10 protein-coding genes are annotated in these 16,866 nt (G+C 61.4%); 5 read left to right on the top strand and 5 right to left on the bottom strand.

What is annotated here, in order from left to right; translation table 11 throughout:
• Positions 1-106 precede the first annotated feature (106 nt).
• From C7S18_RS04635 to C7S18_RS04650, 4 genes are all read left to right on the top strand, one after another.
• The gene (locus tag C7S18_RS04635) at positions 107-2,629 is read left to right on the top strand and encodes an alpha/beta hydrolase family protein (RefSeq protein ID WP_106890455.1); all 2,523 of its coding nucleotides are present in this window, start codon (positions 107-109) and stop codon (positions 2,627-2,629) included.
• 42 nt (positions 2,630-2,671) lie between these two features.
• A complete protein-coding gene (locus C7S18_RS04640) occupies positions 2,672-3,430 on the top strand; it encodes a pseudouridine synthase (RefSeq protein ID WP_106890456.1) in 759 nt (252 codons plus the stop codon).
• Between the two features lie 224 nt (positions 3,431-3,654).
• Positions 3,655-4,983 carry a Vgb family protein gene (locus tag C7S18_RS04645; protein ID WP_106890457.1) on the top strand — a complete coding sequence of 443 codons (1,329 nt, stop codon included), beginning with the start codon at positions 3,655-3,657 and terminating at the stop codon, positions 4,981-4,983.
• Positions 4,984-5,241: 258 nt separating this feature from the next.
• Positions 5,242-6,186: a hypothetical protein gene (locus tag C7S18_RS04650; RefSeq protein WP_106890458.1), complete on the top strand. Its 945-nt coding sequence runs from the start codon at positions 5,242-5,244 to the stop codon at positions 6,184-6,186.
• 40 nt (positions 6,187-6,226) lie between these two features.
• Here C7S18_RS04650 and C7S18_RS04655 read toward each other — a convergent pair whose 3' ends face one another.
• The 5 genes from C7S18_RS04655 to C7S18_RS04675 all read right to left on the bottom strand — a co-directional run bounded on the left by C7S18_RS04655 (position 6,227) and on the right by C7S18_RS04675 (position 15,092).
• The gene (locus C7S18_RS04655; protein ID WP_106890459.1) at positions 6,227-7,351 is read right to left on the bottom strand and encodes a hypothetical protein; all 1,125 of its coding nucleotides are present in this window, start codon (positions 7,349-7,351) and stop codon (positions 6,227-6,229) included.
• A 312-nt stretch (positions 7,352-7,663) separates the two neighbouring features.
• Positions 7,664-9,958, bottom strand: coding sequence for a beta propeller repeat protein (locus C7S18_RS04660; RefSeq protein WP_106890460.1), 2,295 nt, complete (start codon positions 9,956-9,958; stop codon positions 7,664-7,666).
• A gap of 524 nt (positions 9,959-10,482) precedes the next feature.
• On the bottom strand, positions 10,483-12,684 hold the full coding sequence (locus C7S18_RS04665) for a molybdopterin dinucleotide binding domain-containing protein (RefSeq protein WP_206207974.1): 2,202 nt from the start codon (positions 12,682-12,684) through the stop codon (positions 10,483-10,485).
• A gap of 86 nt (positions 12,685-12,770) precedes the next feature.
• Complete coding sequence (locus C7S18_RS04670) at positions 12,771-14,081, bottom strand: RDD family protein (protein WP_106890461.1); 1,311 nt, start codon at positions 14,079-14,081, stop codon at positions 12,771-12,773.
• Positions 14,082-14,333: 252 nt separating this feature from the next.
• The gene (locus C7S18_RS04675) at positions 14,334-15,092 is read right to left on the bottom strand and encodes a CHAP domain-containing protein (RefSeq protein ID WP_106890462.1); all 759 of its coding nucleotides are present in this window, start codon (positions 15,090-15,092) and stop codon (positions 14,334-14,336) included.
• Positions 15,093-15,389: 297 nt separating this feature from the next.
• Between C7S18_RS04675 and C7S18_RS04680 the strand changes: the two genes are divergently transcribed.
• On the top strand, positions 15,390-16,535 hold the full coding sequence (locus C7S18_RS04680; protein WP_106890463.1) for an NAD-dependent epimerase/dehydratase family protein: 1,146 nt from the start codon (positions 15,390-15,392) through the stop codon (positions 16,533-16,535).
• Positions 16,536-16,866: the final 331 nt, after the last annotated feature.

Raw genomic sequence — 16,866 nt, forward strand, 5'->3', positions numbered from 1 at the left:
CCATTGCCAGCGTACCGGCGACGATGCAGCGGATAGGTCGATTGGGCCATCGTCCCGGCAATCCCGTCTTGGTAAACTCGCGTGATCACCAGCGAGCGTGCACCCGATGAGTCATCGAAGCGGAATGGAACTTGGGCTGATTCTCGCGTTACTGAGCGGCATGAGTGGGCCGTCAGCAGCGCAATACCAGCAGCCGCCCGAACCATTGCTGGCAACCATGCGTCTGCCGGAGATTCCGTCGCCCAGTCTGTCGCCAGATCGGCGCACGATGCTCTTGGTGCAACAGGAAGCGTTTCCGGCGATCACGCGGTTGGCCGAGCCGTATCTCAAACTGGCCGGACTCAGAATCGAGCCACGCGGTCATAACCGCCATGACATGGCAAATGGATACGGAATCCGTGGATGCCTTGCTGGTCTGAGTCTGCTTGATGTGGCGTCGCGCCAGACTAAGCCCGTCGCCTTGCCCGAAGGGGCTTGCGTTGATTGGCCCATCTGGTCGGCATCTGGGAAGTACTTCGCATTTGCCAACGCGACCCCTGATGGGGCCGAACTCTGGGTTGGTGACGCGACGACGGCGCGCACTTGGCAGATTGAAGGCATTCAGTTGAATCCGATCCTGGATCAAGACATCAAATGGATCGCCGGCACGCACAAGCTGATTGTCAAAGCGGTGCCGGCCGATCTCGGCGCGCCGGCTGTTCGACCCGCTGTGCCCGTCGGGCCTGAAATCAAGGATGCCACCAGTGGGTCCGGCGAGAGTGGCACCTATGAATCGCGCGACACGCTAGCGAGCCCTCAGGACGAAGCGCTATTCAACCATTACGCCACGTCTGAGTTGCGCGCGGTTGACGTTGTACAAGGGCACTCAGAACTCGTGGCCGCGCCCGCGGTGTATACCGATGTCAGTGTCGCGCCGGACGGCGTGCACGTGCGAGTCGAGACGCTGCAGCAGCCTTATTCCTATGTCACGACTTGGGAGCGCTTTGCGCACCGCGTTGCCATTGTCGACCTCAACACCAAAACACAAGTCCGCGTTGCGGATGTGCCAGTTGCCGATCGGGTGCCGCCGCGAGGCTCGCCCACCGGACCGCGCAGCTTCTTCTGGCGTGCGAACGCGCCAGCGGAGCTCTATTGGGTCGAAGCACTCGATGGCGGCGACTGGCGGCACCAAGTAGCCGCACGCGATCGCGTGATGCGCTTGCAGGCGCCGTTTACGGGCCAGGCCAAGGAACTGTTTCGAACGACTCAGCGCTTTGGCGGCATGGCTTGGTTTGCCAAGGGTTCGGAAACCCTGCTGACCGAGATCGACGCCAATCGCAATTGGTATCAGGTGCGGCAGTTTGACGTGGCCAAGCCAAGTCGGCCGGGCAAGCTGCTTTGGGAATTGTCCTGGGATGATGAATATCATGACCCCGGCTATCCCATGTTTGAGCGTCTGTCGAATGGCGCTTCGGTGCTGCGTCGCGATGGTCCGCACATTTTCCTCTCGGGTACGGGTGCGTCGCCCGACGGCGACCGTCCGTTTCTGGATCGCTACAACTTGCGGACCGGCCAAACCGAGCGCTTGTTCCGAAGCTCGGGTGATGCGTTGGAACGATTTGCCGATTTCATCGATGGCGATTCGACGCATTGGTTCAGCTGGCATCAGTCGCCCAAAGATCCGCCGAACATCTGGATTCGGACCTTGGGCGAGCGCCTGAAGAACGCAGCCCCCAATGAGGCCGTATATGCGTCGACGCGTCAGCAGGTGACGAATTTTGCCGACCCGGCACCACTGGTCCGGCAGATCAAAAAGCAACTCGTCACGTACCAACGCAAGGACGGCGTGGCGCTGTCATTTACGTTGTATACGCCGCCGGGGTATCAGCCTGGGGAGCGCTTGCCGGCCATTCTTGCGGCCTATCCACTCGATTACGCCGAAGCTGCAACGGCTGGACAAGTGCGCGGGTCGGGGCAGACGTTTACGCGACTGGGCACGTATCAACTGCTGCTTTTGGCCGGCTATGCCGTGATCGACGATGCATCGTTTCCGATTGTCGGCGACCCGCAGAATGCCTACGACACGTACTTGCAGCAGCTCCGTGACAATGCCGAGGCGGCCGTTGCGAAGGCGGTAGAAATGGGGGTGGTTGATCCCGATCGCATTGGTGTGACCGGGCACAGCCATGGTGCGCTGATGACCGCGAATCTGTTGGCTCATACCGACTTGTTCCGGGCGGGCGTGGCAACCAGTGGTGGCTACAACAAGACACTGACGCCGTTTGGGTTTCAGAACGAGCGGCGATCGTTTTGGAAGGCGCCCAAGGCCTACGATGAAGCCTCAGCGTTTTTCCATGCAGACAAGATCAATGAGCCCTTGCTAATCGTGCACGGCAGCGACGACGCCAACCCTGGCACCGAAGTGACCCAGTCGCCGCGCCTGTTTCAGGCCATTCGCGGCAATGGCGGCACTGCACGACTGGTGATGCTCCCGTTCGAGCCGCATTGGTACACGGCCCGCGAATCGAACGAGCATCTGGTCTACGAGATGCTGACGTGGTTCGATCGCTATGTGAAACATGCGCCGCCACGAACCAAGCACGACGAGGCCGTCGATGCTGACAAGCAGCCGCAAGCCACGCAGCCTTGAGCGTGCGGGGCCCGTCTTCCTATGTTGACGTGACGAGCCGAGATGCGTCGTCGCCCTGACGAGCCGATCGTCCGGCACGGCTTGGCGCGCGTGCTGTCGAAGATGGGACTGGCCTCGCGCACGGTGGCTGCGCAATGGATCCGGGACGGGCGGGTGTCAGTGAATGGTCGGGTGGTTCGCGACCCCGAGTTTCCCACCCGAATGCCTGCTGATCGGGTACTCGTCGCCGATCAGGCCGCCGTGGTAGCTGAACGGGTCTACGTGATGTTGAACAAACCCCGCGGCTTGGTGACCACGACCCGCGACGAACGCGGTCGCGCGACGGTATATCAGTGCTTCGCCGAGTCGGGGCTGCCTTGGCTGGCGCCGGTTGGGCGATTGGATCAGGCCAGCGAAGGGTTGCTGCTGTTCAGTAACGATCCCGGCTGGGCTGCCGCGATCACCGAAGGCAGCGGCGGCCACGCGATCACAAAGACCTATCACGTGCAGATCGACCGGATTCCGGATGCGGACTTGCTTGCGGCGCTGCGTGCTGGGGTCGTTGATGCCGGCGAGGCATTAGCTGCGGTCTCGGTCGCGATCCTCCGCCAGGGTGATAAGAACGCCTGGTTGGAAATCGTGCTGGACGAGGGACGGAACCGGCAGATTCGTCGTCTGTTAGCTGCCCATGACGTGACCGTGTTGCGCTTGATCCGAATTGCCGTTGGCGGATTGGCGCTCGGGACCTTGGCCAAAGGTCACTGGCGCAGGCTCACCGAAAGTGAAGCGCTTGCGCTGGCGCCGGTCTCAGTTCAGCGCTGACCATCCCGCATGAGCGATTGTCGACAAGCGTTTGGGCTCTTGACCGACTGCATCGGCGCGCAACGACCAATGTCGGCACACCCTTGTCGATGTCACGCCGACCGACCGACCGTTCCGCCAAATCATGCAAATATCCGGGTCCGGAACGGAGAAAAAACGGAGGTTTTCTGACAGGCGAAAACGAAGTGAGCCGGCCAATCTGCGGCCTTTCACCGGAGTCTCGCATGTTGTCTCGAATCTTACTGTTGCTCACCCTGTTCATGACCCTTTCGACCGTCGCCTCGGCACAATGCACCCCATCGCGGGCATTGGTCAGCGGTTATTTCAATAACAACGTGCTGGTGTACGACGCCTGCGCCGGGACCTTGATTGGCCCGCTGGACACTGCCAATCGGATCAGCGGGCCGCAAACGATTACGCTGGGACCAGACCGGTTGCTCTATGTGGTCTCCGAGAACAATGGTCGCATCCTCCGTTACGACCCGAGTTCGCTTGCGTTCGTCGACACGTTTCTCGATTTGGGCACGAGCTTCCGGCCCATTTCCATTGCGTTCGACGCCAATGACGACCTCTATGTGGCGGGGTTCGATGCCGATAGCGTGCGGCTCTACGACGGCGAAACGGGGGCGCTGAAGGCGACGCCGATTGCCGCGCGCGCAGGTGGCCTGGATGGCCCTGAAGTCGGTATGACAATTGGTCCCGACGGGCGCCTGTATGTGCCGAGCTACTACACCAACAGCGTGCTCCGCTACGACCCGCAGACGGGTGCCGTCACCACCTTTATTGCCGCGAATGCGGGCGGCTTGCGGCGTCCGCGCGGCTTGGTGTTTGAATCGAATGGCAACGTACTGGTGGCCAGCGAGGCCGGCAACCAAGTGCTGCGCTTCAGCACCACAGGTGCGAGTTTGGGGGAGTTTGCCGCAGTTACGGGTCCGGCCGGTATGAAGCGCACGACTGACGGTCGCTTGCTGGTCACCAGCGGCAGCTCGGTGCGTGTGTTCAATCTCACGAGCGGCGTGTCGCAGGGCGTCTTGTTTCAACCCGAGAACAGTGGCGGTCTCAGTGGCGCGACGAATGTCGAATTCAGTCCCGCGCTGGTCGATGTGTCGCAGATTGGCTCGCAGTACTGGATCGTCGGCAGTGGCCAAGCAAACGGCCGCGTGCTCGATCTCGAGATGGTGTCGGCCACGGGAACGATGTTTGGTGATGCGTTCAACGCCGAAGATGTGAACCTCAAGCGTTGGGGCCGGATGCGCGTGACGTTTACGAGTTGCACGACCGCCGAACTCACGTGGGATTCGACTGGCGACGACAGTGCGCGCTTTGGTGCAGGCGGCTACTACCTGGAGTTATTGACCGGTAGCACGTTGAATGTGGCGTGCATTCAGCAGGGCTTTGACAACGTGACGGGCTATGACTTCATGAATGGGGCGTGGTTTGGTGATGAGGCGCGCAACCAGGAGGATCGTGACGGCGAGGGCCTGATGATTACCGTGACGCCGACTGGCATTGCGCTGCTGACCATGTTTACGTATCGGCCGCCGATGTATTGAGATGTTGTCGGTGGCAGGATCGCGATGCGCGGTCGGTCGGACTATCGCAAAGTGCGACGTAATGAAGGCTACGGGTACCGGTCGAATCGAGGGTGCGCATCGTTACGCATCAACTTATTGGTGGCGATGCGCGATTCCGATGCTGGCGCCGTGTCGCAAGTAGCCCTCTCCCCAGCCCTCTCCCACTCGCGTGGAAGAGGGAGTAGGTTACAGATCCTGGTACGCTCAGCCGGCATCGTATTCAGGAAGGGGGAGACCATGCGCGTCCGACATCTGCTTCATGCCGCACTGGCGTTGCTGATCAACGTCTTGATGGGGCCTGCGTTTGCGACCGAGTTTCAACCTGGTCAGATTGTCATCGTGCAGCATTACGGCAAGCCTGAAGAGGCACGCGTGGTCCGGCAGGATCAATATGGTGTGCTCGTGCAATGGAAGGACTGGCAGGACGGCACGTTTCATGACGACCTCGCCACGGCGCCGACGGAGTATCGCCAACCAGCGGAGCTGAGTCTGCCCAGTGCCGCGGCGCCCAAGCCCGCCAGCGCGCCGCAGCCGGCCGCTGCGCCATCGGCTGAGCCGAGCACGGTGACGCGCCCCGCACGCCCAGTCAGCAACCCGGCCGCGCGTCCGATCACGCGGCCCGCTGGTGGTTTCATTGGTCCGGCGACAGGCCAGAAGCCGCAGGCAGACGCGACCGCTGCGCAGCAGCCTGGCGCGATGACCGCATTGCCTGAAGGCGAGTACTACTGTTACACCTATCACCCGAATCCGGTGGTCGCTGGCGTCATGACGATTACCGGGCTTTCCTATCGCACCCGCACGGGCGCATCGGGTGACTATCGTTTGCGTGGCGATGGCCGTGTGGATTGGCTGGGTGACGCGCCGCTCGGATTTGCGGTGGCGGTGCTGGAAGAGACCGACCCGCGCGCCAAGCTTCGGATGTATCTCTCGGACGCCGATATCGGCAACAAATGGAAAGCCGCGGTGTGCTCGCCCCGCGACAGCGATGCGGCGGACGAGAATCCTGGTCAGAACGGTGGTCCGAGTGCGTTCGCGGCGGGCACCAAGGTTCGCTATTCGTTTCTTGGCTATTGGTATCCGGCGACGATCGTGTCGTGCAGCGCGTCGCGGTGCAAGCTGCATTACGATGATCCGCAGTATCAGGATGAAACGGTTGACGCCAAGAATGTGGAAGCACGCTGACTGCAGCTCGGCGTGATTACGCCTTAGGGCTTCACTGGCACTAAGACGTCGGCGCCATCGCCAGCAGCCAGTTGCCCCGCCCCGCAGCGCCAGCGAGGAATGTCCACAAGGCGTCCAAGTCGGCACCCGGTGGCAGGCAGCCGTCCAATCTTGGTACCAGGAACCGCGCCATGCCCGGTGGGCTGAGTCCGGCCAGTTGACCGCTGCGCGTCGCGCGATCGAGCCAAGGCGGCAGCGTATTGCGACGACGATGATTGGCGTCGGCCAGACCAATGAGTGCCGACCATGCATCGCGATGCGCCAGCGGCGTGTCTTCGATCCGCCGGGTGGCCAGATCCGCGAAAAAGTGCTCAGAATCCAGGCGGACTTGATCGACCGCACACTCCGCAATACAGAGGTGCAGGAGCAAATTGCACTGCGCCGTGTTGGGAATAAAGCCTTCGTTCGGTGCCGCTTCGGCACGCGCATCGAGAAGCGGTTCGGCAAGCTCCGGCAAACGCGCTGCACGCTCCAGAGCGCCTTGCCATTCGGCAATCGACCAGTAGTCGCCCCGGAACACGTAGCGTGCTTCAAAACGCAGGGCATCGAGCGCAAGGATGGTTGCGCGGGAAGGCTGCCAGATCGTTCTGGTTTCTGGCACCACCGTGGGCGCGATCTGCCGCAGAATCAGCGACGCAATCTGGGTTGTGCCCGCGAAGTCGGCTGGATGCAATTCGCCGCCTGCTTCAAGGCGGGCGATGAGGTCTTCATTGGTGAGCGAAAACCCGTGCAGGTCGTGGGCATAGTTGCCGCTCGCTGGCAGGAGGTTGACTTCGACCGAGCGCGCGTCACGCCGATGCAGCACGCACAGCTCGCCGCGACGATTGCGCCATGCTGCGAGGCGGCCGCCCACGGGGCAATAGGCACTGTCCTCGAAAACCCGGATGCGGGCGAGGGCGTCGTCATCGAGCACCGGCTGCGTCAATTTGGCCTGCTGCGAGCGGGCTTCTGATTCGGTTGGGGACGCCGACTTGGGGCCAAGCACGGCCTTGCGCTCGTTCAGGAGCATCACCGCCGGACCAATCGCGCTGCCCGTCGCCAGGCGATACAGCCGAACCGCATCGACCATCTGGCCGTCGGCAATCGCCGCATCAATATCTGCCCAGGGAATGTCAGTCTGGTTCATGCCGGCCTCGAAAACGGTGGGATGGCTATGCCCGAGCCTACGCGAATCGGCTGACTGGGACATGAGCCGTAGGCCAGGGATTCAGTAAAGAAGCGATTCGCGTTGAATCTGGCCGCCTGATCCGGCTTGCGATCACCTGTTTGCCTCCCGGTACGGCGCCTGCGACTGTGTCGTCCCGCTACGGCATCGCCTGAGGCGCTTCTTGGCGCGGCTGTCACCGACGTTGCGGGGGCGAAACAGGGATGTTGGGCGCCGATCATGGGCCGCGTCGATCTGTTGGAACGCGGCCCATGCTCACCGTTGTGTCACGCGCTATTCGAAGCTGTTGGCAAACACACTGTCGATGACCATTGGAACCGTGAGGACAAAAGCACCCCGTCCCAGCGTGCCGGCAAACAATTTCTGCTGGGTTGCATCGAATCGTAGATCAAAGACCAGCACGTTTGGCAGGCTTTGCCCGAACAGCGACCACGTAGCCGCATTGACCGGCGTCGCGTATACGCCCGATCGTGTTCCAACGGCTACCTGATCGCCGGCTTGCAGTTCCATGAATTCGATCGTGCGAAAGTCGAAGGCGCTGATCGACGCAATATTGCCGGTCACGTCCGTCCAACTCGTGCCGCCATCGATCGTCCGGAAAATCTGATTGTCGTCGACCGCAAACGCGATGTTGACATTGTCTGGATCGATAGCGACGTCAGTAATCGCCGCAGCGCCGGCCGGCAACGCTGCGGTCGCCGCAAAGGCGCCGCCGCCCGTGCGCTTGAACACGGCAGCGCCACTGCCGATGTAAGCCGCACTCGCATCAGCACGAACGCCATGGGCGACCGCACCGCGATTTGAGCCGGGCGTGCTGATCGTAGTCAACGTGGGGCTGCCGCTGGTCACGTTGTTGATTTCGTACATGTTGCTGGCACCGCCAATCATGAGGCGGTCGGCGCTGGCAACGCTCAGCTCGATGGGTGTGACAAATTGGGCGTCGCCAATGCCCGGCAGGCCGGTATTGCCGGTCTGGCTGTTTGCTGCACTAAACGTGCGGCGGGCAGGGCCACCCCAGTTTTGGGATGACGTATAGCGAAAGCTGGAAGTTGGGGCGAGCGTGCGGTCGTCCGCCAGTACGTCACCACCATCGCCGCCCGATATGAAGCGCCAGACCAGGTTGCCAGGCGTATCGACAATATGCGTACCATTGTCCTGAGTGCCGGCGATCGCGATGTTGGACACCGCGTCGTGATCCAGATCGTGGATTTCCATGACCGTCAGATTGCCGATGACCGATGTCCACGTTCCGGAATTGGTGCGCGGTGACACGCGACGATAGATGCCGCCATCGTCGGTCTCAAGCAGGTTGCCACCGCCATCAAAGACCAAGTCGCGCGAGTCGGCATGCGGGGCGGTATTACCGGCATTGGAATCTACAATCGGGACAAACTGACTACCCAGAGCCAGGCTCGCGTCGCCGCGGTGCACGTTGCCCGTGAACGGGCTGGCCGTGATGCGATCGCCGGAAACATAGACGATATTGGTGTCAGTCGGATCCGCAGCAATCGCAGAATTGACGCCACCCTGACCACCAGGGTGAATGGTCGGCACGTCCATCGCGGTCCAGGTGGCACCTTGATCTGGTGACCGAAACACGCCAGCCAATGCACCTGAATTCACTACTGCAACGAAGACGACGCCCGTTGGACCTACCGCGAACTTGATTGTTGACGTTGAACTGCTGAGCCCTGTCACGCCCGCCGTGATATTCGTCCAACTCGCGCCAGAATCAGGCGAGCGGAGTAACTGCGGCGAGGCACCCCGCACCGAGATATAAAAACGGCTGTTGTTGGACGGGTCGGCTACCAGATCGGCATTGGCGCCAGTGGGCAAGCCACCGGTGCCCGAGGCAAGCGTCCAGTTGGCGCCGGTGTCGATCGAGCGAAACAAACCCGCTGTCGTTGCCGCCATCAGGATATTGCCGCGCGCCGCCACTGCGAGCACCTTGCGGCCCAACAGCGTGCTGCCACCGAGCAAGGTCCAATTGGTGCCTCCATCGGTGGTGCGATAGACGCCCAACTCATCATCACCGCGCTGCGCGAAATTGCTGAGTCGGCCGATACCGGCAATCAACGTATTGAAATTGCTGTCGGTCGCATCGAATTCAATCGACGTAATCGACTGCGAGGGCAGCTCGTCGGATTGCGGGGTCCAGGTTGGATTCGCGGCTTGAGCATCAGTCGTTTTCCAGATACCGCCGTTCACGCTTCCGGCATACAGGATGTTGAGATTGGTCGGATGGGGCGCAACCGCGTTGACGGCACCGCTGACCCGATTGTCTGGTGGCACGATCACCTGGGCTGACCGCGTCGGCGAGGGGCCTATGGATACCCACACCGGATCTGCGCCACGGATGACGGGGCGCGGTGGCGGCATCGTCTGTGGGCGAAACTCGTTCGGATCGACCGGCTCGGCATCGGACAGATCGTCCTCAACGGCTGCCGTTGCCGCTCGGAACGGTAACCCGTTGTCCAGGCCATTACACATGAGTGGCGTTTCCGCTCGGGCGAGGCTGGTGGTTAAGGCAAGGATTCCGGCAATACGAACCGTCTTCGGCAACATCATAGGTGAAGGATCTCCGTCTCCAGGCGGACAGTGGCGTGAGGTGCGCACGGATTGCAAGTGCCTTTCGCCAAGGGCGCGCTACTTCTCAGCGTGCGATAACGATTGTTGATTGGCGTCATGGCTGTTCGATGGGTGTACCGGTCGCTTGGGAGGCTCGGTGATTCGTGCATCGAATGATTGGTGGCGCAGCGCGACCTCGATTACCGCGCACTGTCGCAAGTAGCCGTCTCCCCCAGCCCGCTCTCACTCGCGTGGGAGTCAAGCTGCCCCTTTGGTGCGCTTATTCGCGCATCAAATTGTCAGCGACGATGCACGATTTTCACGACGGCACAGAGTGGCAAGTAGCCCTCTCCCCAGCCCTCTCCCACTCGCGTGGGAGAGGGAGTCAATAGGTCTATCGTGTGTGTGATGAGCGCCGATTTCGAACTCGGTCGGTTCCAGTTCTCGGTCAGTGGCTGCGGCGCTGATGACGCTATCGGAGCGCGATGGTTGCTGCGAGGTCGCAAGCGCAGCCCTATTCGCGATCACGCTGACTGGTCAGCGCACGTCACCCAGACTGGCGTGCCATTGAGCGCGGCGTTACCGGTGCCGCCATCGAGGTGCTCTGGATCGGTGAGATCGTTGCAGCTGACCCCGTTGACGTGCGCGGCGCGGTGCAACCGCACGCCGTCTTGTTGGTGCCCGAATCCATGCGGCAGCGACACTACCCCAGGACGCACATCCGCGCTCAATACCACCTCGGTTTGGACGGTGCCCACACGCGAGCGAATTTGTACTGTCGCACCATCGACGATGCCGCGACTTGCCGCATCTTCGGGATGCATCAGCAACTGGTGCCGGGGCTTGCCTTTGACCAGCCGTTCCGAATTGTGCATCCACGAGTTGTTGCTCCGCACATGGCGTCGGCCGATCAACTGTAGGGCATCGGTGGGCGCTGCCAGGCCGCCGCGAAGCCATGCTTGCACCGCGTCCTGCAGAAGCTGCCAGAGAAAATCCGGCGCAGCTTCAATGGCGCCAGATTCCGTTTGCAGCCGGCGCAACAGGCTCGGCTGCAGCGGTCCGAGATCAATGCCATGTTCGGACAGAACCAAGTCGGCCACTGTGAGCCCGCTTGATCCTTTGGCCAGACCTTGTGCCAGCACGGTCCTCGGGTCGGGCCATGGTTGGTGCGGTTCGCCGCGGGCGGCTTGCAGCCCGTGCGTCAAGCCTTGCAGGATCTGCCATTGCGGCAGCGCGCCGGCAGGCAGTGGCAGAATCGGTTGACTCAAGCGCGCAATCCGGCGGATCGCGAATGCATTGAAGAACAAGTCGTAGTGATCTTCGCCGAGATGTGACGGCGGCGGCAGTATCCAATGGGCGTGCCGAGTGGTTTCGTTGAGGTATGGATCAACAGCGACGTAAAGCGCCAATTGACTGATGGCCTGACCGAGACGCGCGCCATCTGGTGTCGACAACGCCGGGTTGCCCGCAACACTGATGAGCGCGCGAATCTGGCCAACGCCCGGGGTTTCGATTTCCTCGCGGAGTGCCGCCACGGGCAGTTCGCCACTGACTTCGGGCAGGCCGCGAACACGGGACTGCCAGCGTCCGCGCGAGCCTCGTGATGTGCCCGGCCCGGTAATCGGAAAGGCGGGCTCATTGGGCAAAACGCCGCCGGCGCGATCAAGTTGGCCCAGGTAGAGGTTGATCAGTTGGATCAGATACTGACTGACTGTGCCGAAGCGTTGTGTCGACACACCCATGCGACCGTAGACGGCAGCGTTTGTTGCGCTGTAAAGCGTCTCGGCAACGGCGCGCGCGTCGGCCCGCGCAATGCCGGTTGGCGCGAGCAAAGCATCGGTGTCCAACGTGTCAATCAAGTCGAGTACGCGCTCGAATCCGCGCAGCTGGTTTGCATAGACAGCCAGGCGCGGCGGGCCGATGCGCCGCAGTTCGGTGAGCAATGCCAATAAGAAGCAGAAGTCGCTAGCCGGGCGGATTGGCAGATGCTGACTGGCGATCGCTGCCGTCTCGGTGCGTCGCGGATCGACAACGATCAGGTGGCCGCGCTTTGCAATGGCTTTGAGTCGCTCGGTGACGTCGGCCGCCGTCATCAGGCTCCCATTCGACGCGAGTGGATTCGCGCCGAGCATCACAAACGTGTCAAGTTGGTCCAGATCCGGAATTGGCAACAGCCATTGGTGGCCGTACATTTGCCAGCAAACCAGTTGATGCGGCCACTGATCGACGGACGACGCGCTGTACAGATTGCGTGTCCCGACGGCGCGGGCCAGGAAGGGCACATAGGCCCCCAAGCCAAAGTGGTGCACGTTCGGATTGCCGAAGTACATGGCGACCGCGTCCCGCCCGGATTCGCTTTGGATCGCATGGAGTTCACGGCCGATTTCGGCAAACGCGAACTCCCAGCTGACGGGTTGCCAATCCGCGCCAACGCGCCGCATGGGTTGTTGCAAGCGGTCAGGATCGGCTTCGAGATCTAAAATCGCATTGCCCTTTGGGCAAATGTGGCCGCGGCTGAACGGGTCTTCGGGATCGCCATGTATGGCACGCAACGTGTCGCCGCGAAATCTGAATTCGAGCCCACAGATGGCTTCGCACAACGGGCAGGCTCGATAGCGCAGGGTGTCGGTGGTCGGTTCCATGCAAAGGCCGGTGTCAGGCTGAGAGAACTCGATCATAACCGGCAGACGCACTGGCGGCATGCCGCGTTCGAACCGCGGGCTCATGCGTTGCCGAATCAATCACGTAGTTGATTGATTCTGGGCGGGGCGTCCATGGCCCGCACCGACTCTGAACGGGTTCAGCGTCACCCTCAATAGCCGCGGCACGCGCTCGGCATGTTGCGTTGAAAGACGGTATCGCTACTGCAAGTCCAAGATTGACCGGCGCCGGCGAGCGAGAGTGTCAAGATGGTGCCGTCCAGCTTGGATTGGTTAGTGTGATCAAGCGTCACCATTAGCAAACACTCGCGGCTGTCTTCGTAGATCTCACGACTGCCGAATTCAATGCTCGAAAAGAATTGCCCTTGATACTGCGCTGCCGGTTGAAAGGACGCGTCGTCGTGGCTCGGGCATTGGTCGTCATGGTTGGTTCGAAAGTCTTGAACCTCGGCACGCAGGGCCGCAGTGTCGTTGAATACCTGTGTCAATTTCGCCCGAACGGTGTAGTCCTGATAGGCCGGTATTGCAATCGCCGCCATGATGCCAAGAATCGGGATGGTGAAAAACGCGATGATCACCCCGATGATCACACCGACACCAGCGCCGCTCCGGCGTGATGGTTGGGTCGATCCCGCGCTGCCGGACTGATGCTTGTGAATGACGATGGTTTGTGCGCCGAGGTCATGCAAGGCCTGATGGCGCTCTGTGAACGCAGCGACGATATGGCCGACACCGTAAAACGCGCCCGAGATCGCTGCGATCAAGTTTCGGATAAAGGCCGCGCCTACGGAGATGCGCTTTCCGTCGAGGTCGGCAACGCGGATGCCAAACAGGCGCTTGCCGGGGGTCATGCCGGATTCGCTTTGCTCGAAGTAAATGAAATAGACAGCGGGAAACACCACCATGATCAACATGATTCCTGAAAACAACAGGAGGTGCCCCATATCTTCATTGGTGCCGTTCTTGCCGGCGAGGCCGAGGCCGAACACCAGGCCGCTCAACAACGCAATTGCGGCAACCATGATTACAATCAGAATCAGGCGATCAATCAAATACGCGGCCAGTCTTGTCCAGAATGACGCGTAGTCCCACTGCACGGCAGACGGCGTCATCACCGGCGCATTTGGCGAGGCGTAAAAGTTCTCGGCGGGCCGGTCGGCGAGCGCTGGTGCGCCACTTCGAGCGGTGTGGTCCGCGCGTGCGACTGGGCTGCTTGCCGAGCGCTCTGGCAGCGCTGGCGGGAATCCAGCCGGTGGCGGTGTGCTACTCGCTGGCGGCAATTGCAATCCGAGCACTCGGGCTGCCTCCGGCCAAGGGAGCCACTTCTCCCAGCCCTCGCGCCAGACCATGGCCTTGCTGTGCCAATCGGGTGCCAACAGGGCGGCTTGCAGATCTTCCCGGCTCACAGGGCCGATCTGCTGGCGTGCGGCGTTGCTGTAGTAGTGATGCGCTTCGTTGGACATGGGCAGGCACAATCAGGTCGAAGCCGACAGGAACTGCTGGCGGCGGGCAATCGCGCCCGTATCGTGGCGTCGATGTTCAACGCTCATCATAAGGCCAGAATGCCTTGTCCGGGCAACCTTTGGGATGGTCAGCCCGGACTGCCCCTGTTCAGCCCGGACTGACGCATTGGGTGGGATGGCGCGCTCCGGCTGCGATGCGCAACGGGCGCTTGCTGGCAGGCAGCGCGCTGAATCGTCTGTAGCGGCGCGTGGCTACGGACTCACGCGCGCAAATCCGAGGAGACGCTCCATGCGCGACAAGACGTAGGAAAAGCGATTGACTTTGGCCGGAAATGCGCCGCGGTTGCCTTCGATGGTGTGGAGGTAGCCGCCATCAGTCTGCTGCAGCACAATGCCGACGTGGCCCTCCCAGCCTTTAGGACCAGGGCGCGTCCAGGCCACGATATCGCCAGGCTCAGCGCGTTGTTTTTGGATGTCGTAGGCCCAGCCGCGATCACGGCAGCGTCGATACAAATCGCGGGCGCCGACGGTGTAGCCAAACGGTGAGCCGGCGGCATGCTGATCAAAACACCAACTGACGAACCCCGCGCACCAGTCTCCGGGCGGATCGGCCAAACCATTCAGATATTTCTTGACGTCCGGGCCCTGATTGTTGGCACCAGACTCGCCAGCCCCGGCGCTCATTTCATCCAGCGCTTCCCGAAGTGCGGCCCGGCCGCGATTGCTGCCGCCTTTGGGCAGAATGCTGCTGAAGTCGTGCAAGTCTGGATCGGGTACGGGATTTTGTTTCGGGTGCGTCATGGCCCACCAAGTCAACGGACCAACGACCCCGTCGACGACCAAAGGCTGGCCGCGCTCATCGACGTGCTGCGTCTGAAACGCGCGCACTGCCAGGTTCACGTCGCGGTCGAAACTCGATTGCGACGCCTGCAAATAGCCGGCGGCATGAAGCAAAGTACTGAGCGTCTGAACCGCCTGGCCGGTCTGTCCCGCACTGATCGGAAGCTGCATGGATACTCCTGAGGGTTGGTTTGGCAATCGAAACAAATGAGCCAGCTGATGCTGGCCCAGGTCAGAAGTGTCCAAAGGTCGAGAAATCTCTCAGGGCCGACTCAACCGAACGGGAAGATGCCCCGGGCACCGGACACGTGCCGGACCCACAGCGTCGGCTATCCCATCGGTCACCCCCACTTTTTGCATGTGCTTGCGCCTAGGGACCGTGGCAAGGTGTGAGACGCGTCGGGCCTTCACAAACCGCTCTGGCTGAGCGATGTTCAACCAACAATGTGATCAAAGAAAGGGGAAACCATGAATGCAAGTCGTCGTGACTTACTAAAGCTCGGGACGCTGGCCGCGGCTGGGTCATTCCTGCCCGCTGCGGCGCTGGCCAATGCCGGTTCCGGGGTGATCGAAAAAGCCGCTAAGCCGCTGCGGATCCTGATTCTTGGTGGCACCGGGTTTACCGGTCCGTTTCAGGTGAACTATGCGTTGGCGCGCGGCCACAAAGTGACGCTGTTCAATCGCGGCAAGCGGCCGTCGCCGGAATGGCCGGGCGAAGTCGAGCAATTGCATGGCGATCGCAACACTGGTGATCTGAAATCGTTGGAAGGGCGAGAATGGGATGTCTGTATCGACAATCCGACCAGCCTGCCGTTCTGGGTCCGCGACGCCGGCAAAGTGCTGGCGGGCAAGGTCGGGCACTACCTGTTCATTTCGACCATCTCAGTCTATGCCGATGGCTCGAAACCGGGCATGACCGAAGATGCAAAATTGGCCGAATACAAGGGCAAGGACGCCATGGCCGAAACCATGGAGACACTGCGCGCCGATATCGAGAATCTCTATGGTGCGCTGAAAGCGCTCAGCGAAGCCGAAGCCCACAAACAGTTTGGTGACCAGGTCACGATTGTGCGTCCCGGCTACATTGTGGGCCCACGTGACGAAACCGACCGATTCACCTATTGGCCAAAGCGGATCGCTCAAGGCGGCGAAGTGCTGGTGCCAGGCGACGGGTTGGATCCCGTCCAAATCATCGACGGTCGCGATTTGGGCGAATGGATGATCCGGCTCGCCGAAAAGGGGACGCGCGGGACGTTCAACGCCGTCGGGCCGGACTACGAGCTGACGATGGATTCGATGTTGCACGGATGTCATGCCGTGACCGGCGGCAAAGTCACATTCACGCATTTCCCGGTGGCCGACATTCCGGAGGACGTGGGTCTGCCGATCTGGGTGCCGAGAGAAGGCACCCCATTCTCAGGTTATGGTGCGGTCAGCAACGCCAAGGCCATCGCCGAGGGATTGACGTTCCGGCCACTGGCAACGACGGTGACCGAATTGCTGACGTGGTACCGGGCATTGCCCGCCGAGCGGCAAGCGGAAGTGCGTGCGGGGATCCCGCTCGACAAAGAAGCAGAACTGCTGAAGGCCTTCCACGCCAAACAAGGGGCGTAATGGTGTGAGCGGACGAAGAACGTTCGGCGCAAGCGTTCTTTGTCCAGTTGGGGTGCTGTTCGCCCGTTTTGGGAGCTTATTCGTGCGTCAAACTGTCAGTGACATTGCGCGATTTTCACGACGGCACAGTGTGGCAAGTAGCCCTCTCCCCAGCCCGCTTCCACTCGCGTGGGAGTCCAGCCGCCCCTTTGGTGCGCTTATTCGCGCATCAAACTGTCAGTGACGATGCGCGATTCTTACGACGGCACGGTGTGGCAAGTAGCCCTCTCCCCAGCCCGCTTCCACTCGCGTGGGAGAGGGAGCGCTCCCTCCCCCCGCGAGCGCCGGGGGT

The organism is Ahniella affigens, assembly GCF_003015185.1.
GTDB classification, from domain to species: Bacteria; Pseudomonadota; Gammaproteobacteria; order Xanthomonadales; family Ahniellaceae; genus Ahniella; species Ahniella affigens.

Excerpts from the sequence above, each read along its gene's own strand:
- C7S18_RS04660 (WP_106890460.1), bottom strand. The coding sequence starts at position 9,958 with ATGATGTTGCCGAAGACGGTTCGTATTGCCGGAATCCTTGCCTTAACC.
- C7S18_RS04680 (WP_106890463.1), top strand. The coding sequence starts at position 15,390 with ATGAATGCAAGTCGTCGTGACTTACTAAAGCTCGGGACGCTGGCCGCG.
- C7S18_RS04645 (WP_106890457.1), top strand. The coding sequence starts at position 3,655 with ATGTTGTCTCGAATCTTACTGTTGCTCACCCTGTTCATGACCCTTTCG.
- C7S18_RS04635 (WP_106890455.1), top strand. The coding sequence starts at position 107 with ATGAGTCATCGAAGCGGAATGGAACTTGGGCTGATTCTCGCGTTACTG.
- C7S18_RS04640 (WP_106890456.1), top strand. The coding sequence starts at position 2,672 with ATGCGTCGTCGCCCTGACGAGCCGATCGTCCGGCACGGCTTGGCGCGC.
- C7S18_RS04665 (WP_206207974.1), bottom strand. The coding sequence starts at position 12,684 with ATGAGCCCGCGGTTCGAACGCGGCATGCCGCCAGTGCGTCTGCCGGTT.
- C7S18_RS04655 (WP_106890459.1), bottom strand. The coding sequence starts at position 7,351 with ATGAACCAGACTGACATTCCCTGGGCAGATATTGATGCGGCGATTGCC.
- C7S18_RS04675 (WP_106890462.1), bottom strand. The coding sequence starts at position 15,092 with ATGCAGCTTCCGATCAGTGCGGGACAGACCGGCCAGGCGGTTCAGACG.
- C7S18_RS04670 (WP_106890461.1), bottom strand. The coding sequence starts at position 14,081 with ATGTCCAACGAAGCGCATCACTACTACAGCAACGCCGCACGCCAGCAG.
- C7S18_RS04650 (WP_106890458.1), top strand. The coding sequence starts at position 5,242 with ATGCGCGTCCGACATCTGCTTCATGCCGCACTGGCGTTGCTGATCAAC.